Annotated in this window: 20 protein-coding genes and 1 pseudogene; all 21 read left to right on the forward strand. The window is 33.9% G+C overall.

What is annotated here, in order from left to right; translation table 11 throughout:
- Positions 1 to 12 precede the first annotated feature (12 nt).
- The 21 genes and pseudogenes from EKH84_RS12595 to mgsA all read left to right on the forward strand — a co-directional run bounded on the left by EKH84_RS12595 (position 13) and on the right by mgsA (position 17,205).
- Positions 13 to 996: an RnfABCDGE type electron transport complex subunit D gene (locus EKH84_RS12595; protein ID WP_127066581.1), complete on the forward strand. Its 984-nt coding sequence runs from the start codon at positions 13 to 15 to the stop codon at positions 994 to 996.
- Positions 993 to 1,556, forward strand: a complete 564-nt coding sequence (locus EKH84_RS12600; protein ID WP_013657095.1) for an RnfABCDGE type electron transport complex subunit G — start codon at positions 993 to 995, stop codon at positions 1,554 to 1,556. Before EKH84_RS12595 ends, EKH84_RS12600 begins: the two co-directional genes overlap by 4 nt.
- The gene (gene rsxE, locus EKH84_RS12605) at positions 1,553 to 2,149 is read left to right on the forward strand and encodes an electron transport complex subunit RsxE (RefSeq protein ID WP_127066582.1); all 597 of its coding nucleotides are present in this window, start codon (positions 1,553 to 1,555) and stop codon (positions 2,147 to 2,149) included. The genes EKH84_RS12600 and rsxE overlap by 4 nt, the downstream gene beginning before the upstream one ends.
- A 12-nt stretch (positions 2,150 to 2,161) precedes the next feature.
- Positions 2,162 to 2,737: an electron transport complex subunit RsxA gene (gene rsxA / locus EKH84_RS12610; protein ID WP_013657097.1), complete on the forward strand. Its 576-nt coding sequence runs from the start codon at positions 2,162 to 2,164 to the stop codon at positions 2,735 to 2,737.
- Between the two features lie 12 nt (positions 2,738 to 2,749).
- Positions 2,750 to 3,607 (forward strand): RnfABCDGE type electron transport complex subunit B, encoded by an 858-nt coding sequence (locus EKH84_RS12615; protein WP_127066583.1) that lies wholly within the window; start codon positions 2,750 to 2,752, stop codon positions 3,605 to 3,607.
- A gap of 123 nt (positions 3,608 to 3,730) precedes the next feature.
- On the forward strand, positions 3,731 to 3,994 hold the full coding sequence (locus EKH84_RS12620; RefSeq protein WP_013657099.1) for a DUF4321 domain-containing protein: 264 nt from the start codon (positions 3,731 to 3,733) through the stop codon (positions 3,992 to 3,994).
- 12 nt (positions 3,995 to 4,006) lie between these two features.
- Positions 4,007 to 4,561 carry a Maf family protein gene (locus EKH84_RS12625; RefSeq protein WP_013657100.1) on the forward strand — a complete coding sequence of 185 codons (555 nt, stop codon included), beginning with the start codon at positions 4,007 to 4,009 and terminating at the stop codon, positions 4,559 to 4,561.
- Positions 4,562 to 4,640: 79 nt separating this feature from the next.
- Positions 4,641 to 5,252: a RadC family protein gene (gene radC / locus EKH84_RS12630; RefSeq protein WP_127066584.1), complete on the forward strand. Its 612-nt coding sequence runs from the start codon at positions 4,641 to 4,643 to the stop codon at positions 5,250 to 5,252.
- A 36-nt stretch (positions 5,253 to 5,288) separates the two neighbouring features.
- Positions 5,289 to 6,365: a tyrosine-type recombinase/integrase gene (locus EKH84_RS12635; protein WP_207669737.1), complete on the forward strand. Its 1,077-nt coding sequence runs from the start codon at positions 5,289 to 5,291 to the stop codon at positions 6,363 to 6,365.
- A 3-nt stretch (positions 6,366 to 6,368) separates the two neighbouring features.
- Positions 6,369 to 6,671 carry a helix-turn-helix domain-containing protein gene (locus EKH84_RS12640; RefSeq protein ID WP_127066585.1) on the forward strand — a complete coding sequence of 101 codons (303 nt, stop codon included), beginning with the start codon at positions 6,369 to 6,371 and terminating at the stop codon, positions 6,669 to 6,671.
- A 15-nt stretch (positions 6,672 to 6,686) separates the two neighbouring features.
- On the forward strand, positions 6,687 to 8,012 hold the full coding sequence (locus EKH84_RS12645) for a site-specific integrase (RefSeq protein WP_127066586.1): 1,326 nt from the start codon (positions 6,687 to 6,689) through the stop codon (positions 8,010 to 8,012).
- 73 nt (positions 8,013 to 8,085) lie between these two features.
- A pseudogene (locus tag EKH84_RS12650) lies at positions 8,086 to 8,238 on the forward strand (JAB domain-containing protein); the annotation flags it as partial.
- 90 nt (positions 8,239 to 8,328) lie between these two features.
- On the forward strand, positions 8,329 to 9,339 hold the full coding sequence (locus EKH84_RS12655) for a rod shape-determining protein (RefSeq protein ID WP_013657102.1): 1,011 nt from the start codon (positions 8,329 to 8,331) through the stop codon (positions 9,337 to 9,339).
- 17 nt (positions 9,340 to 9,356) lie between these two features.
- Entirely contained in the window at positions 9,357 to 10,169 is an 813-nt protein-coding gene (gene mreC, locus EKH84_RS12660) for a rod shape-determining protein MreC (protein ID WP_013657103.1), read from the forward strand.
- Between the two features lie 13 nt (positions 10,170 to 10,182).
- Positions 10,183 to 10,692: a rod shape-determining protein MreD gene (gene mreD / locus EKH84_RS12665; RefSeq protein WP_013657104.1), complete on the forward strand. Its 510-nt coding sequence runs from the start codon at positions 10,183 to 10,185 to the stop codon at positions 10,690 to 10,692.
- Between the two features lie 32 nt (positions 10,693 to 10,724).
- Entirely contained in the window at positions 10,725 to 13,805 is a 3,081-nt protein-coding gene (locus EKH84_RS12670) for a penicillin-binding transpeptidase domain-containing protein (protein ID WP_190283319.1), read from the forward strand.
- A 33-nt stretch (positions 13,806 to 13,838) separates the two neighbouring features.
- Positions 13,839 to 14,525, forward strand: coding sequence for a septum site-determining protein MinC (locus EKH84_RS12675; RefSeq protein WP_127066588.1), 687 nt, complete (start codon positions 13,839 to 13,841; stop codon positions 14,523 to 14,525).
- Positions 14,526 to 14,547: 22 nt separating this feature from the next.
- Positions 14,548 to 15,345 carry a septum site-determining protein MinD gene (minD, locus tag EKH84_RS12680; RefSeq protein WP_013657107.1) on the forward strand — a complete coding sequence of 266 codons (798 nt, stop codon included), beginning with the start codon at positions 14,548 to 14,550 and terminating at the stop codon, positions 15,343 to 15,345.
- Between the two features lie 16 nt (positions 15,346 to 15,361).
- Positions 15,362 to 15,646 (forward strand): cell division topological specificity factor MinE, encoded by a 285-nt coding sequence (gene minE / locus EKH84_RS12685; protein WP_013657108.1) that lies wholly within the window; start codon positions 15,362 to 15,364, stop codon positions 15,644 to 15,646.
- Positions 15,647 to 15,677: 31 nt separating this feature from the next.
- Positions 15,678 to 16,796: a rod shape-determining protein RodA gene (gene rodA, locus EKH84_RS12690; protein WP_127066589.1), complete on the forward strand. Its 1,119-nt coding sequence runs from the start codon at positions 15,678 to 15,680 to the stop codon at positions 16,794 to 16,796.
- 13 nt (positions 16,797 to 16,809) lie between these two features.
- Positions 16,810 to 17,205, forward strand: coding sequence for a methylglyoxal synthase (mgsA, locus tag EKH84_RS12695; protein ID WP_013657110.1), 396 nt, complete (start codon positions 16,810 to 16,812; stop codon positions 17,203 to 17,205).
- Positions 17,206 to 17,302: the final 97 nt, after the last annotated feature.

Consider the following 17,302-nt stretch of genomic DNA (forward strand, 5'->3'; position numbering starts at 1 on the left):
GGAGAATGAGAAATGGATAAAATGTTGGTAGTTTCTTCCTCGCCTCATGTAAGAGCTTCTCACACTACCCATACTATTATGAGAGATGTAATCATTGCCTTGACACCGGCCCTTCTAGCGGGTACTTATTTTTACGGTTTAAGAGCACTTTTAGTTACATTAGTAAGTGTTGTGAGTTGTATAGGGTTTGAGTGGATTTGGGAGAAGATTTTTAACCGTCCGAGTACAGTTGGAGATTTAAGTGCAGTTGTAACAGGCTTATTATTAGCATTTAATTTACCTGCAAATGTTCCTCTTTTTGTTATTATAGTAGGCGCATTTGCGGCTATTATTTTAGCTAAACAAGTTTTTGGAGGGATTGGTCAAAATTTCATTAATCCGGCTTTAGCAGCCAGAGCATTTTTACTATCGGCTTATGCAAGTCATATGAGAAGCTTTCCAGTACCAACACAAGGTTCACTAGGTTTAGGAGTTGATGTTGTGACAGGAGCTACACCTTTAGAACTTATTAAAAATGGAGTGGTAGAGGGATTACCAAGTTTCACGGATGCTTTGATAGGTAATATAGGCGGTTGTATTGGCGAAGCCAGTGCACTGGCTTTATTAATAGGTGCAGCTTATCTTATTATTAGAAAAGTAATTTCATGGCATATTCCTGCTTGTTACATAGGGACTATTTTTGGACTCACCTTTATTTTTAGTGGATTTAGTCAAGGATTTTCATTAGAGCTTCTTTATCAAACATTTTACTCACTATTCTTAGGTGGTATTATTTTAGGAGCTTTCTTTATGGCTACAGATTACACGACTACACCAATGACCCCTAAAGGTCAGGTGATATTTGCTATAGGAGCTGGTATTATTACGACACTCATCAGATTATATGGTGGTTATCCAGAAGGTGTAAGTTATAGTATTTTATTTATGAATTTAACAGTACCACTTATTGATATGTATGTAAGAAAACGTCGTTTTGGAGGAGGGGTTAAAGCATGAAAGAAGCATTAAAATTAGGTGCAATCCTCTTTCTCATAACGGGAATTTGTGTAGGATTATTAGGGACAGTTAATCAGATAACACGTCCTATTATTGAAGCTAATAACCTTAAGATAGAGCAAGATTCTATGAAGCAACTTTTAAGTGAAGCAGATACTTTTACTCAGATAGATGCTATTTCAGATACACTTATTAAAAAGGTATTTGTAGCTAAAGCTTCTCATAACGTAGTTGGTTATATTTTGAACGTAGAGCCAAAAGGCTATGGTGGTGCTATTAGCGTGTTAATAGGACTTGATCAAAATAAGGCAGTGAAAGGTGTTAAGATACTAAGTCATTCAGAAACACCAGGTTTTGGTGCTAACGCAGAAAAACCAAGTTTTATTGATCAATATATCGGAAAGCAAGGAACTATCAAAGTAACCAAAACAAGCCCAAAAGAAGATGAGATACAGGCCATAACAGGAGCTACAATTACATCGGCGGCTATTACAGACGGTGTTAATGCAGCAATAGCCTTTGTGGCAGAACACCAAAATGAATGGGGGAGCGTGCAATGAGTATAATAAGTGAACGACTAAAAGCAGGTTTAATAAAAGATAATCCCACCTTTGTTCAAGTATTAGGCATGTGTCCCACACTTGCGGTAACAACAAGTGTAACCAACTCTATTGGTATGGGATTATCTACTACAGCAGTACTCATTTGTTCAAATTTTGTTATTAGTCTTTTAAGAAAAGTAATACCTTCTAAAATTAGAATACCAGCATTTATTGTTATTATTGCTAGTTTTGTAACTGTTATAGAATTTTTATTAAAAGCCTATATACCTAGTTTATATAGTGCTTTAGGTTTATTCATCCCACTTATTGTTGTTAACTGCATTATCTTAGGAAGAGCAGAAGCTTATGCTTCTAAAAATTCGCCTATTGCAGCTGTTTTTGATGGAATAGGGATGGGACTAGGCTTTACAGTTTCTTTAACAGTTATTGGTTGCATTAGGGAAATATTAGGAGCGGGTGCTTTTATGGGGTATCCGGTAACACCTAGTTTTTATACACCAGCTACCATTATGATTCTAGCGCCAGGTGCTTTCTTTACACTAGGTATTTTGATGGCCATATTGAACACGATTAAAGCTAAAAAACAATAGGAGGGGAAATAAATGGAATTATTATTACTTTTTATTGGCGCAGCATTAGTCAATAACTTTGTACTTGTTAAATTCCTAGGAATATGTGCCTTCCTAGGTGTTTCTAAAAAAGTAGAGACGTCACTTGGTATGGGAGCAGCAGTAACTTTTGTTATGGGACTTGCCTCTATGTTCTCTTATTTAGTGTATCGTTATATTTTAGTACCATTAGAACTAGAGTATTTATACACACTTGCATTTATTTTGGTAATTGCTTCTTTAGTTCAATTTGTTGAGATGGTTATTCAAAAAGTAAGTCCATCACTTCATAGTGCATTAGGTGTCTACTTACCACTTATTACAACTAACTGTGCTGTACTAGGTGTAGCTGTACTCAATATGCAACAGAATTATTCACTTATTCAATCAGTAGTTAATGGCTTAGGTGCGGCGATAGGGTTTACTATTACTATGCTACTTATGTCAGGCATTAGAGAACGTATTGAAGATAATGATGTACTTAGTGGATTTAAGGGCTTGCCATTAGCATTAATGATTGCAGGATTTATGGCTATTGCTTTTTCTGGTTTTCAAAATATGATCAAATAAGGAGGGATTTAGATGGATTTATCAGCAATCTTTTCTCCTGTCATAGCTATAGGTGGAATGGGACTTTTATTTGGAATAGGACTAGGTATTGCAGCTAAAAAGTTTGCCGTTCCTATAGATGAGCGAGTAGAAGCGGTTAAAGAGTTCTTACCGGGTGCTAACTGTGGTGGCTGTGGGTTAGCTGGTTGTGAAGCTATGGCGAAATCAATTGTAACAGGAGAAAGTAATATTAATGCCTGTCCAGTATGTAATGAAGCTCAAATTGAAGCCATTGCAAAAATAATGGGAATAGCAGCCAGTGCTTCAGAAAAGCAAATAGCTGTTGTTAGTTGTAAAGGAAATCATGTTCATGCCCAATTAAAATATAATTATCAAGGTATAGCTAATTGTATGGATGCTCATTTAATAGGTGGAGGTCCTAAAGTATGTGCCTATGGTTGTTTAGGATATGGAAGTTGTCAAAAAGCATGTACATTTGGCGCTATTACTATGGAGGAAGGCCTTCCTATTATTCATCCGGAAAAGTGTGTAGGATGTGGTGCTTGTAAGAATGCTTGCCCTAGACATATTATTGAGATCCTTCCTATGAGTACAACCTATCATGTAAACTGTATCTCAAAAGATAAAGGAAAAGAGGTTAAAGCTGCATGCGAAGTGGGTTGTATAGGGTGTGGTATATGTGTTAAGCAATGTGAGGAAGGTGCTATTACACTTGTAGATAATCATGCAGTTATAGAAATGACTAAATGTGTAAGTTGTGGTAAATGTGAAGCTAAATGCCCAACAAAAGCTATCTCTAATCTTTCGAAACAAGTATTAAAGCAAGAAAACAATGCTATATCAGCATCAAGTAGTAGCGTGGTAGTATAATTGAATAATGGAGTAATGAAAATGTAGCATAATCTTAATGGTTATGCTACATTTTGAAAAATTGAGTTGTTTTATAATCTTATTCCATATAAATAGAGTCGTAATACAAAGGGGGAGTTATATATGGCAAATCAAAAAACAGAGCAATTTTGGATTTTGTTACTTTGCATGCTATCAGGATTAACTGTAGGTTATTTTGTTGGCAATTTATGTGATCGTGTAAGTTTCTTAAAATGGATGAATTATACAGGTTCTTTTGGCCTTGATCAGCCTGTACAAGTTGACTTGGGTGTGATATGGTTTTCTTTACAGGTTAAGTTTAAGATTACATTAACAGCTATTCTGGGCATGCTTGCGGGCGTGTTTGTATATAAAAAAATAAAATAAAGGAAGACCGATATGAAGAAAATAATACTAGCTTCAAGTTCTCCGCGTAGAAGAGAATTGATTCAATTATTAGACTATCCATTTGAAATTCATACTAGAGAAGTGGAAGAAATCATTAATCCGCAACTTTCTCCAGAAGAGAACGTCAAATATTTAGCTAGGCTAAAAGCAGAAGCAGTAGCAAAGGAATATAGCGCTGAATGGATTATTGGTGCTGATACAATGGTATGTTTGCAAAGTCATATATTAGGAAAGCCTAAGAATGAAGAAGAGGCTAGAAAAATGCTACAATTGTTATCTGGGCAAAGACATCGTGTGATTACAGGTGTAGCTCTTATTAAGAAAAATGAAGTCAGTACTTTTTGTGAAACAACTTATGTTCAAATGAAAATATTAAGTAAGCAGGAAATAGATCATTATGTTGCGACAGGAGAACCTTTAGATAAGGCCGGTGCATATGGTATTCAGGGTAAGGGGGCAATTTTTATAGAAAGCATAGAGGGGGATTATTATAATGTAGTAGGACTCCCAATTCATCAAATTTATAAGAGATTATTAGAAAATTAGGGCCATATGGCCTTTTTTTTATTTGGGTGTATGAAGTGTGAAAATGACGGCAATAATTTGAAGGTAAAGGGGGTATACGATGAGAATTCAAGATCAACCGATAGAAGAAAGGCCTTATGAGAAATTTGGCAAATATGGACCTGATTATTTGTCTAATGCAGAACTTCTTGCTATTTTATTACGTTCTGGAACTAAGACATATAATGCAGAGGAACTAGCATGGCATCTATTAACGTATGGGGAAAAAGAAAAACCAGAACATATAAAGACTCCTTCTTTAATTGGTCTTTATCATATATCCTATAACGAACTTATGAGTATTAATGGAATTGGTCCAGTAAAAGCCATACAAATCCTAACATTATTAGAATTAAGTAAAAGAATAACAAAAGAGAAATATCAATCAGGTGAGAAGATTACTTCACCAGCTATCCTCTCATGTTATTTTATGGAAGAACTTAGACATAGTCGTGAAGAACGTTTTATTATTACTTTACTGGATGCCAAGTGTAAAATGATAGGTTATGAAACGGTATCAAAAGGCAGTTTAACAGCTTCCATTGTTCACCCAAGAGAAGTTTATCGTATAGCTATTCAGAAGTCAGCACATAGTATTATTGCTGTTCACAATCAACGGAGAATGGGAAGGTTTACAATAATAAAACCTTATGATATATTAGGTATTGCCTAATAAAATTAGGTAATGACTAATAAAGGTGGTTGCTAGATGATGAACAAGAACTTTTTATCAATAGTTAAAGTTGATGATATTACTTTTGCATATCCGACATATGAAGAATCTTGTGAATTTCAAACTAAAGTATTTGGCATGTGGGAACAACAACAAAGAGTTTTGGGGTATACAAATGAAACAATAGCGTTAAATCAAAGGAATATTAATGAGTTCTTAGATATAGCTAATAAGTTTATTTGGGAGGTTACACCGGAGGATTTTGATAAGTTTTATTTAAGCTTAGTAGGAAGAGGCTTAGCTTATTCTACTAGAAGAAAATATCAATCAAATATTATTACATGCTTGGATTATTTAAAAGCAAGACATAGTATTGAACTATGGGAGAAGTATAAAGTTCAGGTACCGATAGTTTTAGATAAATTTAATAGGCATACACATAGAGTGGATGACTATGAAGGTAATGTTATTCCACCAGAGCCCGAAGTTCTTAATAGATTTTGGGATGGATTAAAAAAAGAAATGCAACATGCTAGAAAATATAAGACAGTTGCACGTGATTATATCATATTTAGAGTACTAGAGTTAGCAGGCTTGAGAATATATGAGGCTGTAAAGCTTGATGTACAAGATTGTAGATTTGACTTAGGAGAAAGAGGGAAGATTCATGTAAGGTTTGGCAAGGGTTCAAAAGGAACTGGACATAAGGCCAGGTGGGTTCCTATGCTTAACGAGTTAGATGTCTTATTAGAGTGGTACCTTACTACTGTTAGGCCGCTATTTACAGATGATATAAAAGGTCCATTGTTTTTAGCAGAAGGGGGAGAAAGAATTAATAGAGATACCTGCAGAAGTGGTTTAAGACGTAGGCAAGAGTCGTTAGGTTTTAGAGATGATGAGATATTTAGCCCACATCAATTAAGACATGCTTTTGCTACAAAACTGACAGAATCAGGAGTAGATCTATTAACATTAAAAACATTATTAGGACATGCAGATGTAAGCACAACATTGACATATGCAAATCCAGGATCAGAGTATCTTGAAAAACGTATACGTTTGGCACAAGATAAATGGAGAAGGGAACTTTTAAATGAACAAGGGGAGGATTAAAAGATGGCATTAGAGTGGAGATTAAGGCATGTAATGGCTGAGAAAAATATTTGGTCGGGCGCAGAATTGGGAAGATTATTAGAAGAAAAGGCCGGTTACTCAATTAGTCCCCCATCAATTAGTGCATTACTTAATAATGAACCTAGAGTAGTAAAGGCAGAGACAATGGATGCCTTGTGTACAGCATTAGAATGTAGTCCAGGAGATTTATGGAAACACAAGCCTTCTTATATAAATAAATTAAAAACTAAGGCAGAAATTCAAATGGCACAAGTTAGTAATGGTTCTAAACTTCCACCCATATGAAAGGGGGTATCTTAAATGGCAGAAGACAAATATTGTAAAAGCTGCAGCAAAGAATTAAAAAGTTATGAGCTTAATAATGGACGTAAGGAATGTGAATCATGTAGGTGCAAAAGTGCAGCAATAAAAATAACTTCTACCAGTGAGATGGATAAAATTTTCATTAAGAAGTGGGTAAGCAATTTATTTGTAAAGTACTATGAGTACTTACAAGAGATAGGTATGAGTAATGCTATGTGTTTAAGACACATTAGGAAAGTTAGGGACATTTTGATAATAGCAGATAAGGAACTATTTAAAATTAATGATATCAATGAAGAATGGATTGAAGAAGCATTTCATAGGGTAAAGGGTTCAAAAAGGTCATACAAGGGTTTTTGTTACTTCTTAGAAACTAATAAAATACTAGAAAACAGACAAGAACGAATGACTATTGAAAGAATTCAAGATAGCCTAAATACAGTTCCAAAGGGTTTTAGAAGATTACTAGAAATATATGTAAATAATCGTATTGAACTTCGAAATAGACATATTACTAATAATGCTAAAAAACCTTTATCTTTAAAAACAATCATCACAGATTTAGAGGTGTTTCGAAAGTTTATAAATTGGATACAATTAAATTATCCAATGAACACATCATGGGATCTAATTGAGGAGTATCAATATAATGAATATTTTCTAACCCTTACTATTAGACATAGAGAAGTAGTGAGGAAAGATATGTATGCACTACTTCGATTTGCTAAAAGTAAAAAGTTAATATTCCATATACCGATAGCAGATCTACCAGCTAGAGAATTTCCATCATCTATAGAGCCTTTGGGAATCGAGGAACAGAAAAAAATTGCCCTAATCTTAAGAACAAATATTTATGAGAATCCTCTAGCATGTTTAATAAGTAGTCTATGCTTTTATCATGGGCTATCATCATTACAAATACGCAACATAAAGATTCAAGATGTTGATATAGATAACAGATTAATTAATATTAGAGAAAGAAGTCCGGTATTTTTAGCATCAGATGAATTAGTCACATTGAAGGCCTATATCGAGGAAAAAAACTTAAATAAGAAAATCAGAACTAAAAACTATTTAATCACAGGAAAATATATGTCCTATCAAGATAAACCAGTAAGTAAGAGATATATAACTAATGCAGTAAGGTCTTTAACAGGGTATAATCCCAAGGTGTTAAGAATAACTTGCTATACAGTATTTAGTTCACGATATGGACCACAGTTACTGGTAGAATGTTTTGGACTATCAATGACACAGGCATCTAGATATGGAAAGCTTGAAGAATATCTAATAGAAGAGGAACTTAGGGAACAAATAAAATAATATTTATAATCACACTTATAGAAGATTAGAATATGGGAATGTTAAACATTAACTAAATGAACTTACACATTTCCATCCTAGTGGAGATCCTACTCCTAGTGAAGAAGATTTACAGATGACTAAACGTCTTCAAAAGGTAGGTGATCTAGTAGGCATTCCACTTTTAGACCATATTATTATTGGAGATGGTATTTATAAGAGTTTTAAAGAAGAAAGTTATCTCTAGATGTTGATAATTGGATGAAAAAAAGGTATGATGTTAAATATGAGATTTTGCAAACAACACATTATATAGATTGAATTAGGAGGATTTTATATGTTTGGAAAAGATATGGGTATTGACTTAGGTACAGCCAATACACTTGTTTTTGTTAAAGGAAAAGGAATTGTAGTTAATGAACCATCAGTAGTAGCAATCAAAGAAAAAACGAATGAAGTATTAGCAGTTGGTGATGAAGCTAAACAAATGATTGGTAGAACACCAGGTAACATTGTAGCTATTAGACCGCTTAAAGATGGTGTTATTGCAGACTTTGCAACTACTTCAGCTATGCTACGTTATTTTATTGGTAAAGCATACAAACAATCTTTATTTGCTTCAAAACCACGTGTTATTGTATGTGTGCCATCAGGTGTGACATCTGTTGAAAAGCGTGCTGTTGAAGAAGCTACAGAAAAAGCAGGTGCTAAAAAAGCATTAATTATGGAAGAGCCGATGGCTGCAGCAATCGGTGCACATCTTCGTGTAGAAGAACCAACAGGTAATATGGTTGTAGATATTGGTGGAGGAACAACAGACGTAGCTGTTATTTCATTAGGTGGTATTGTAGCAAGCAAATCACTTCGTATTGCAGGTGATGAATTTGATGAATACATTGTTTCTTATATTAAAAGAGAATACAACTTAATGATTGGTGAAAGAACTGCTGAGCAAATTAAAATTAGTATTGGCGCAGCTTACCCAACAGGTCAAGATGAAACAATGGAGATTAGAGGACGTGACCTTGTAACAGGTCTTCCTAAAGTGCTTACAATTACATCAACAGAAGTAACAGAAGCTATCAAAGAGCCTGTTAATTCTATTATTGATGCCATTAAATTAACACTTGAAAAAACACCACCAGAACTTGCAGCGGATATTATGGAAAGTGGTATTATGCTAACAGGTGGTGGTGCGCTTTTAACAGGGCTTGATACACTTATTAGCTTAGAAACAGGGATGCCAGTTAAAATAGCAGAGGATCCACTAGATTGTGTTGCTAAAGGAACAGGTTATGCGTTAGAAAATATTGAGAAGTGGTCTGCAATTTTTGCTGATGATAAATAGTATAGGGAGAGAATGCCTTGAAACTTAATAAAAAGGTAAAGAAAATGGGACTTATTGGCGGTGGCCTTTTAATCATAGCCATTGTGATTGGTAAGCAATTCGATATACCCGTTCTTAGTACAGGCGTTAATTATATACTGTATCCTTTTGAAAAAAGTATTCATTTTGTTTCGGATAAAACGAAAAATATTGTGGCGCATTTTCAAAATGTAGATGAATTATTAAAGAGTAATGAAGACTTAGAAGATGAAGTAAGTAGACTTCGTTATGAAAATACGATATTGAATCAATATCAAGAAGAAAATGATAATTTGAGAACACTTTTGGAAATGAAAAAACGTTATGAGGCCTATGAAGGTATTGGAGCTAATGTTATTGGTAAAGAAATTGGCAATTGGTATAAGATTTTTACCATTGATAAGGGAACAAGAAAAGGTGTAGGTAATAATAGCGTTATACTAGCTAATGGTGGTTTAGTTGGACACGTAGATGAAGCAACAGATACGGTTTCAAAAGTTATTTCTATTATTGATAGTAGAAGTGCAGTAAGTGCTAAGGTGGTACGTACAGGGGATGTGGGTATTATCAAAGGTGATATTGAATTAGCCAATGAAGGATTATGCGTTTTAGAAATTAATAGTGAATCAGAAGTTGTTAAGGGTGATCAAATTATTACTTCTCATTTAAGTTCAATTTACCCACCCGGGATTTTAATTGGCACAGTAGAAGAAGTCATAGCAGGTAATAATGACTTAGTTCATTATGCTTATGTAAGGCCTGTTGTAGACTTTAAACATCTAGAACAAGTTTTAGTCATTAATAATGATTAAAGAAGGAGTTAATATGAGAGTTGCAGTAATAGGAAGTTTATTAGTGGTTGTGCATACCTTAAGTGCTACCCTCTTTCAGAACCTAAGAATTGGCAATATAGCTCCTAACTTCATGATTATGATCATTGTATCATTTGCACTATTAAGAGGAAGTAAAGAAGGTGCTTTGGTAGGGGTAGTAGCAGGATTGTTAAATGATATATCATTTGGATTAACCATTGGACCCACCATAATAAGCTATGCGGCTATTGGTTATGTATGTGGAAAATTTAATAAAAATTTCTATAGAGAAAATTTTATTATACCGTTTATTTGTACAATGTTTAGTAGTTTATTTTATAGTTGCACCAATATATTTTCCCTCATGCTAAGAGGAAAGCTAAGCTTTGTTTATTTCTTTAAAGCGATTGTTATACCCGAACTTATTTATACAATCACCATATCACTTATTGTTTATCAGATAGCTTATTTAATTAATGAAAAAATTGAAATTAGCGAACGAAAAACGAGAAATATTTTTTAAAAGCATATATCTTAATGAAAGGAGGAGCAACGTTGAGTAAAATCTTAAACAAGCTTCTCCTTTTTTTAAAAAATCGCCTATTTTTATTAAGTATAGGTGTCACATTAGCATTTGGAATAGTGGTTTTTGAGTTCTATGAATTACAAATAATAAAACACCATTATTATGTTGATGCACTTAATAATAGTATACAGAGAACCATTCATATTCCAGGAATACGTGGAACGATTTATGATCGTAATGGAAAAGAAGTAGCTACTAATAAACCGGTTTACGTTATTTATTACAATCTAGAAAAACAAACCTCTATAGAAGAGAAACATAAGCTTTTTATTCAATTAGAAAAAGTAGTTGAAGAAAATGGAGATAGTCTAATAGATGAAGTACCTATCTCTAAACAATCACCTTTTCTTTATACATCTGGTAAGAGTCAAGTTAGGAATTTTTTATATGGCGTGCCTTATGACACAGACTTGCAGCGTGAAGAACTAGAAACTTATACAGCGGAGGAACTTCTGAATTATTTAAAAAAGCGATTTAAAATAGCTGATACGTACACTATGGAAGAAGTTAGAAAGCTTATAGGGATAGAGTATGAATTATATGCTTATTCGTATAAACAATATGAACGTGTTAAATTGTCAGATGAAGTGTCTTCTCAAACTACCTTATATCTTCAAGAGCAAAGCAAAGTATTTCCGGGGATTACTGTAGAAGTTGAAGCAAGGCGGACTTATCCTTATGGTGAAGCTTTAAGTAGTATTTTAGGGTATACGGGAAAAATAACCAGCGTGCAATCTAAAAATTATATTTCAAAAGGCTATCATTTATGGGAAGATGTAGGCCAGATGGGACTTGAAAAAAGTCATGAAGCTAGTTTGCACGGTGAATCAGGAGAGGAAGTTATTGCAGTTAATCAAAAGGGTCAAAGGGCAGTTACTTTAAATACAAAGGAAGCTAGTACTGGTGCCAGTATATATCTTACTATAGATGCAGATCTTCAATTAGCAACATACAAAAGCATAGAGAAAAGATTAAGTGAAGCCATCATAGAACGCTTATCACAAAAATCTAATCCACTCACTAGTAAGGAAGTGTTGTGTTCAATTATTAGATGTAATACACTTCAAATTGCTTTAATGCAGCAAGCTTCAGAAGGAACTATGCAATTTGATATTTATCAACGTCTCATGGTAGCGTATAATGCACTTGATCCGGTTATAGCCTCTACTATTAGTCTTAAAGATTTATTATTAGAAGGATTCAGTAATGGGACGTTAGTTAAAGAAAAGGAAATACTGTTAGCTTTAAATGAACAAAAAGTAATCTCTTTAAGTCTAAAGCAAATGAGCTTATTAAAAAGTGATTTAGAGGGTACTACAGAAGATTATATAATAACTTTGTTTAAATCAGGTAGCTTAAAACCATCTCAAGTAGATGTTACCCCCTCGAGTGGTGCTGCTGTTATTGTTAATGTTAAAACGGGGGAGGTATTGAGCCAAGTAAGTTATCCAACTTATGATAATAATCAGATGGTAAGTTCCTTTAGTGAGTACTGGCCCATTGTTAATAGTGATTCTCGCAGTCTTTTATGGAATAGAAGTATGCAGACATTAAAAGCACCGGGGTCAACTTTTAAGATGCTAACAGCTATTGCTGGATTAGAGGAAGGTGTAATAACACCAGAGGATGAGATTTTAGATGAAGGTATTTATAAAAAAGCAGGTGTTCCGTATCCAAAATGTTGGGTAGCCAATACAAACGGAACCACTCATGGAAAAGTCAATTTAAAAAAGGCATTGGCTGTATCGTGTAATTATTATTTTTATGAAGTAGCTATGCGGCTAGAAAATTTAAGTAAAAAACCGTTTGATGCAGCTAATATTTTTTCCTATTATGGTAAGAAGCTAGGGCTAGACCATGTAACAGGAATTGAGCTAGAAGAAAGTGAGCCTTGTATTTCTAATCCATCTGCTTTTTTAAATAGACAACTTAAAACAGCTTTAAATACTTATCAAGGCGAAATAGCTGAGAATAGGATAAAACGTATTCAAAGTGTAAAAGAAATAATGCGCCAAGGTATTTTAAATGAATTGCCAATAGATTTTCCTATGGACACTGAACAAGCAAAATATTACAAGCAACGATTAGCATTGGCAATCGAGCCTATGGTTCAAAAAGAGCTAACACCTATTTATGAGGAACTTCTTATAGAAATCTACAAGACAATAGATTTGAGGTTAAAAGAGAATGCATCACTATTTATAGAGCAGTGGATTGAGAAAGCACTAATTGGTGCGGATACTAAGAAGATAGAAACAACAATTAAACAGAGTATGGTAGCTGACATACAAACATGGGTTGGAGAAATACTAGATGCTCATTTAGACGATGTACAAGATGCAATGAATAATGATGAAATACTAGATGCTTATGAAACGACTTATACACAGTTATATCGCCAGCTTATTAGGAACTCAGATAAGAAGGAAGAAGCTAACGTTGTTAAAATACAATTACAAAGGATAAAAACATTAAAAAACAATAATTTTGAAGATATTCTATTAAAAATAAGACAAAATATGATAAATATAATTGTCAATGACTTACTAGATGGTGTAGAATTAAAGTGGAGTGATGGCATTACCGTACGTAGCGCTATAGGTCAAGGAGATAATACTTTTTCTCCAGTGCAAATTGCAAGATATATTGCGGCTATAGCTAATGGTAAGTATATGTGTGACCTAACACTTGTTAAAGGTATGTATGATTATACCAAGGCAACGTATTATACTCAGCTAGATACCAAAAAGACACTTTTAGACTTAAAAGAAGAAACTATCTTAGCCATTCATGAAGGCATGTCAGCTGTTACTTCTGAACCAAATGGTACAGCTTATGGAATGCTTAAAGACTTAGGTATAAGTATAGCTGCTAAGACAGGAACAGCAGAAGAAGGCAATCATGCACACAGTTGGTTTGTTGGTTTTGCACCTACGGATAATCCTGAGATGGCTGTTGTGGTTACGCTGTATGATACAGACCGTTTAGGAAGCTATGGTCAAGAGGTTGCAAAAGACTTAATATCTTGTTATTTTAAGCAAAAAATATAAGTCATTATTTTAATATAGAATAGAGGGGGAAATATGGGAGAGGGAAATCTTGTCGTTTTCAAAGGAACAGTTGATGGTATTACTGTACTCTTAGATAATCAAGCTGACTTTGAACAGGTGATAAGCCATTTCAAACAAAAATTAGAAGAATCTAAGCAATTTTTTAAGGGTTCTAAAATTAGTATACGTTTTAAAGGACGTTCTTTAAGTAAAGAACAGCAGGAAGAATTAATGGACCTACTGGCACATCAAAATATCTTAAATATTTCGTTTGTCCATCAGTTTGAAGGAGAAGAAACTCATTATGATAAGGACTGGATTTGGATAAAGGATCAGCTGGAAAGTAAGCAAGGATCTTTAACACATTTTCATTATGGCATTGTACGTTCTGGAAATCATATTGATTATAAAGGGAATGTAATTGTATTAGGCGATGTCAATCCAGGAGGACTTATTACTGCTGGAGGAAATGTGATTATTTTAGGAAGTCTTAAAGGAAAGGTCCATGCAGGATTAGATAATAGTTACCCACATCCATTTATTATTAGTGAGGTTATGGATCCCATACAAATTGGTATAGGCAATATTATTGCACAAGCACCGCGAGGTGAATCTTTTGGATCTAAGGATGGTAAAGATCTACAGATTGCTTATTTAAATGAAGAGCAGATATACGTAGATGTTCTAGATGCAAAAAGTTTAAATCATATGCTAAGGTAAAATAATAATAGGGGGCAAAATGATGAGTGAAGTCATAGTAATTACGTCAGGCAAAGGTGGCGTTGGTAAAACAACGACGTCGGCAAATGTTGGAACAGCATTAGCATTACAAGGAAAACAAGTAGTTTTAGTGGATGCAGATATAGGACTTAGAAATTTAGATGTTGTTATGGGACTCGAAAATAGAATAGTCTATGATTTAGTAGATGTTGTTGAAGGAAGATGTAGGCTTAAACAAGCATTAATTAAAGATAAGCGTTTTGAAGGTCTTTTTTTACTACCAGCAGCTCAAACTAGAGATAAAGATGCAGTAAGTCCAGAACAAATGAAAAAACTTTGTGATTCTTTAAAAGAAGAATTTGATTATGTTATTTTGGATTGCCCGGCTGGTATTGAGCAAGGCTTTAAAAATGCAGTGGCAGGAGCAGATCGTGCACTTATTGTTACAACACCTGAAGTTTCTGCTGTAAGAGATGCAGACCGTATTATTGGATTATTAGAATCACATGGTGTATCTAATATGCAACTTATTATCAATCGTGTAAGAATGAATATGGTGAAACGTGGTGACATGATGGCGATGGAAGATGTTGTTGAAATCTTAGCCATTGATCTAATAGGTGTTGTTCCAGATGATGAGAATATTGTTATCACTACTAATAAGGGTGAACCTGCTTCAGCAGACGGTAACTCTTTAGCTGGTAAAGCATTTAAAAATATTGCAGCTCGTGTACAGGGTGAAGATGTTCCATTCTTGGATTTGAATGTCAACAATAATTTGATGGGACGCATTAAAAAAGTATTTGGATTTGGAAACTAACTAAGGGGGGACAAGCATGGGGATGTTAGATTTTAATACTTTATTCGGAAAGAAGAATAAATCTAGTAATGTAGCTAAAGATCGTCTTAAATTGGTATTAATTCATGATCGTATGAATTGCTCAACAGAGTTACTTGAGATGATGAGAGCAGATATACTTGCTGTTATCTGCAAATATGTAGATATAGATACAGAAGAACTAAATATTGAAATTTCTAATATGGAATATGAAGCAGGCGGAAAGAAAGCACCTGTGCTATCAGCCAATATTCCAATCAAGAACTTAAAGAAAGTTAAGTAATTATTGAATTGAAAGGACTTAATATTAAAAAATGCACATTAAGGAACTTATTAAACGAATTGATTTATGGCTTATTTTATTAATGCTTATATTATTTGGAGTAGGTGTTGTAGCTATTAATAGTGCCACAGCATATTCTGGAGACACTTCTAATGTGAAAAATCAAATAACATTCTTTATTGCAGGATTAGTACTGATGTTGATTGTTATGAGTATAGATTATCACTTATTAGCTAATTGGTATTTAATTATATATGTTGGCATTATCATTTTATTAGCATCAGTTTTCTTTTTGGGAAAAAACGTAAATGGTGCTACTAGATGGCTTGAAATTGGTCCTATCAGAATTCAACCTTCTGAGTTTGCTAAGATAGGAATGATTTTATGTGGCGCTACAATCATTAATAAATATAACAACCGTATTAATCAGTTATGGCCAATCTTAATAATAGGTGCATTTGAATTTATTCCATTTATTTTAGTTAATAAACAACCTAATTTATCAACTAGTATTGTCATTGTTGTGATTTTAGTGATACAATTATTTATGTCAAAAATAGATTTTAAGTATATTATTACTGCAACAGTTGTCAGCTTATTAGTAGTTGTAATAGCTTTTGTATATATTGTTAAAAATCCTGATCAAAAGCTTATTCAAGATTATCAACGTAATCGTATTATGAGCTTAGTAAATGGTGGAGATGCTTCAGCTGATAAATATCAAACACAACGAGCCGTACAAGCTATAGGTTCAGGTGGTTTACAAGGCAAGGGATTATACCAGGGTTCTATCAGTCAACTTAATTATTTACCAGAGTCTCACAACGACTTTATTATGGCAGTTATTGGAGAAGAATTCGGCTTTATAGGGGCAGTAAGTGTAGTAGTTCTTTTACTTGCTTTTATATTACGTGGCATTTGGATTGCTAGAGGTGCACCAGATGATTTAGGTCGGTTTATTGTGGTAGGTTATATGGGAATGATTGCAATGCAAGGCTTTGTCAATATGGGAGTTGTAACAGATTTATTACCTAATACAGGTATCCCTATTCCGTTTATTAGTTATGGAGGAAGTTCTCTATGGGCTAATATGATGGGATTAGGATTGGTCCTTAATGTTGCAATGCGCAGGGAAGAAAAGATGTTTTAGAGAGGGTGATTATATGAACGTTGCATTAATTGCACATGATGCAAAAAAGAAATTAATGGAAAACTTTGCTATTGCTTATAGACATATTTTAACAAAACATACTTTGTATGCAACAGGTACTACAGGTAGACTCGTAGAGGAAGCCACCAATTTGAATATCTATAAGTATTTAGCAGGTCATTTAGGTGGTGCACAACAATTAGGAGCACAAATTGCTCATAATCAAATCGATATGGTGATTTTTTTAAGAGACCCTGTTTCACAGAAACCTCATGAACCTGATTTAGGCAGTATCGAAAGACTCTGTGATATTCATAATATACCTATTGCCACAAATTTAGCCACTGCAGAATTGCTTGTAAAAGCATTAGAGAGAGGTGATCTAAGCTGGCGTGAGGTAATGAGATAAAAGACTTTTTTAAAGTCTTTTTTATTTTGTGGGTATTTTAATGCCAGGTGCATAAGTCATTTCTATTGTCCATATATATAGTATAAAAAGATATGGG

Source organism: Cellulosilyticum sp. WCF-2 (genome assembly GCF_003990395.1).
GTDB classification, from domain to species: Bacteria; Bacillota; Clostridia; order Lachnospirales; family Cellulosilyticaceae; genus Cellulosilyticum; species Cellulosilyticum lentocellum.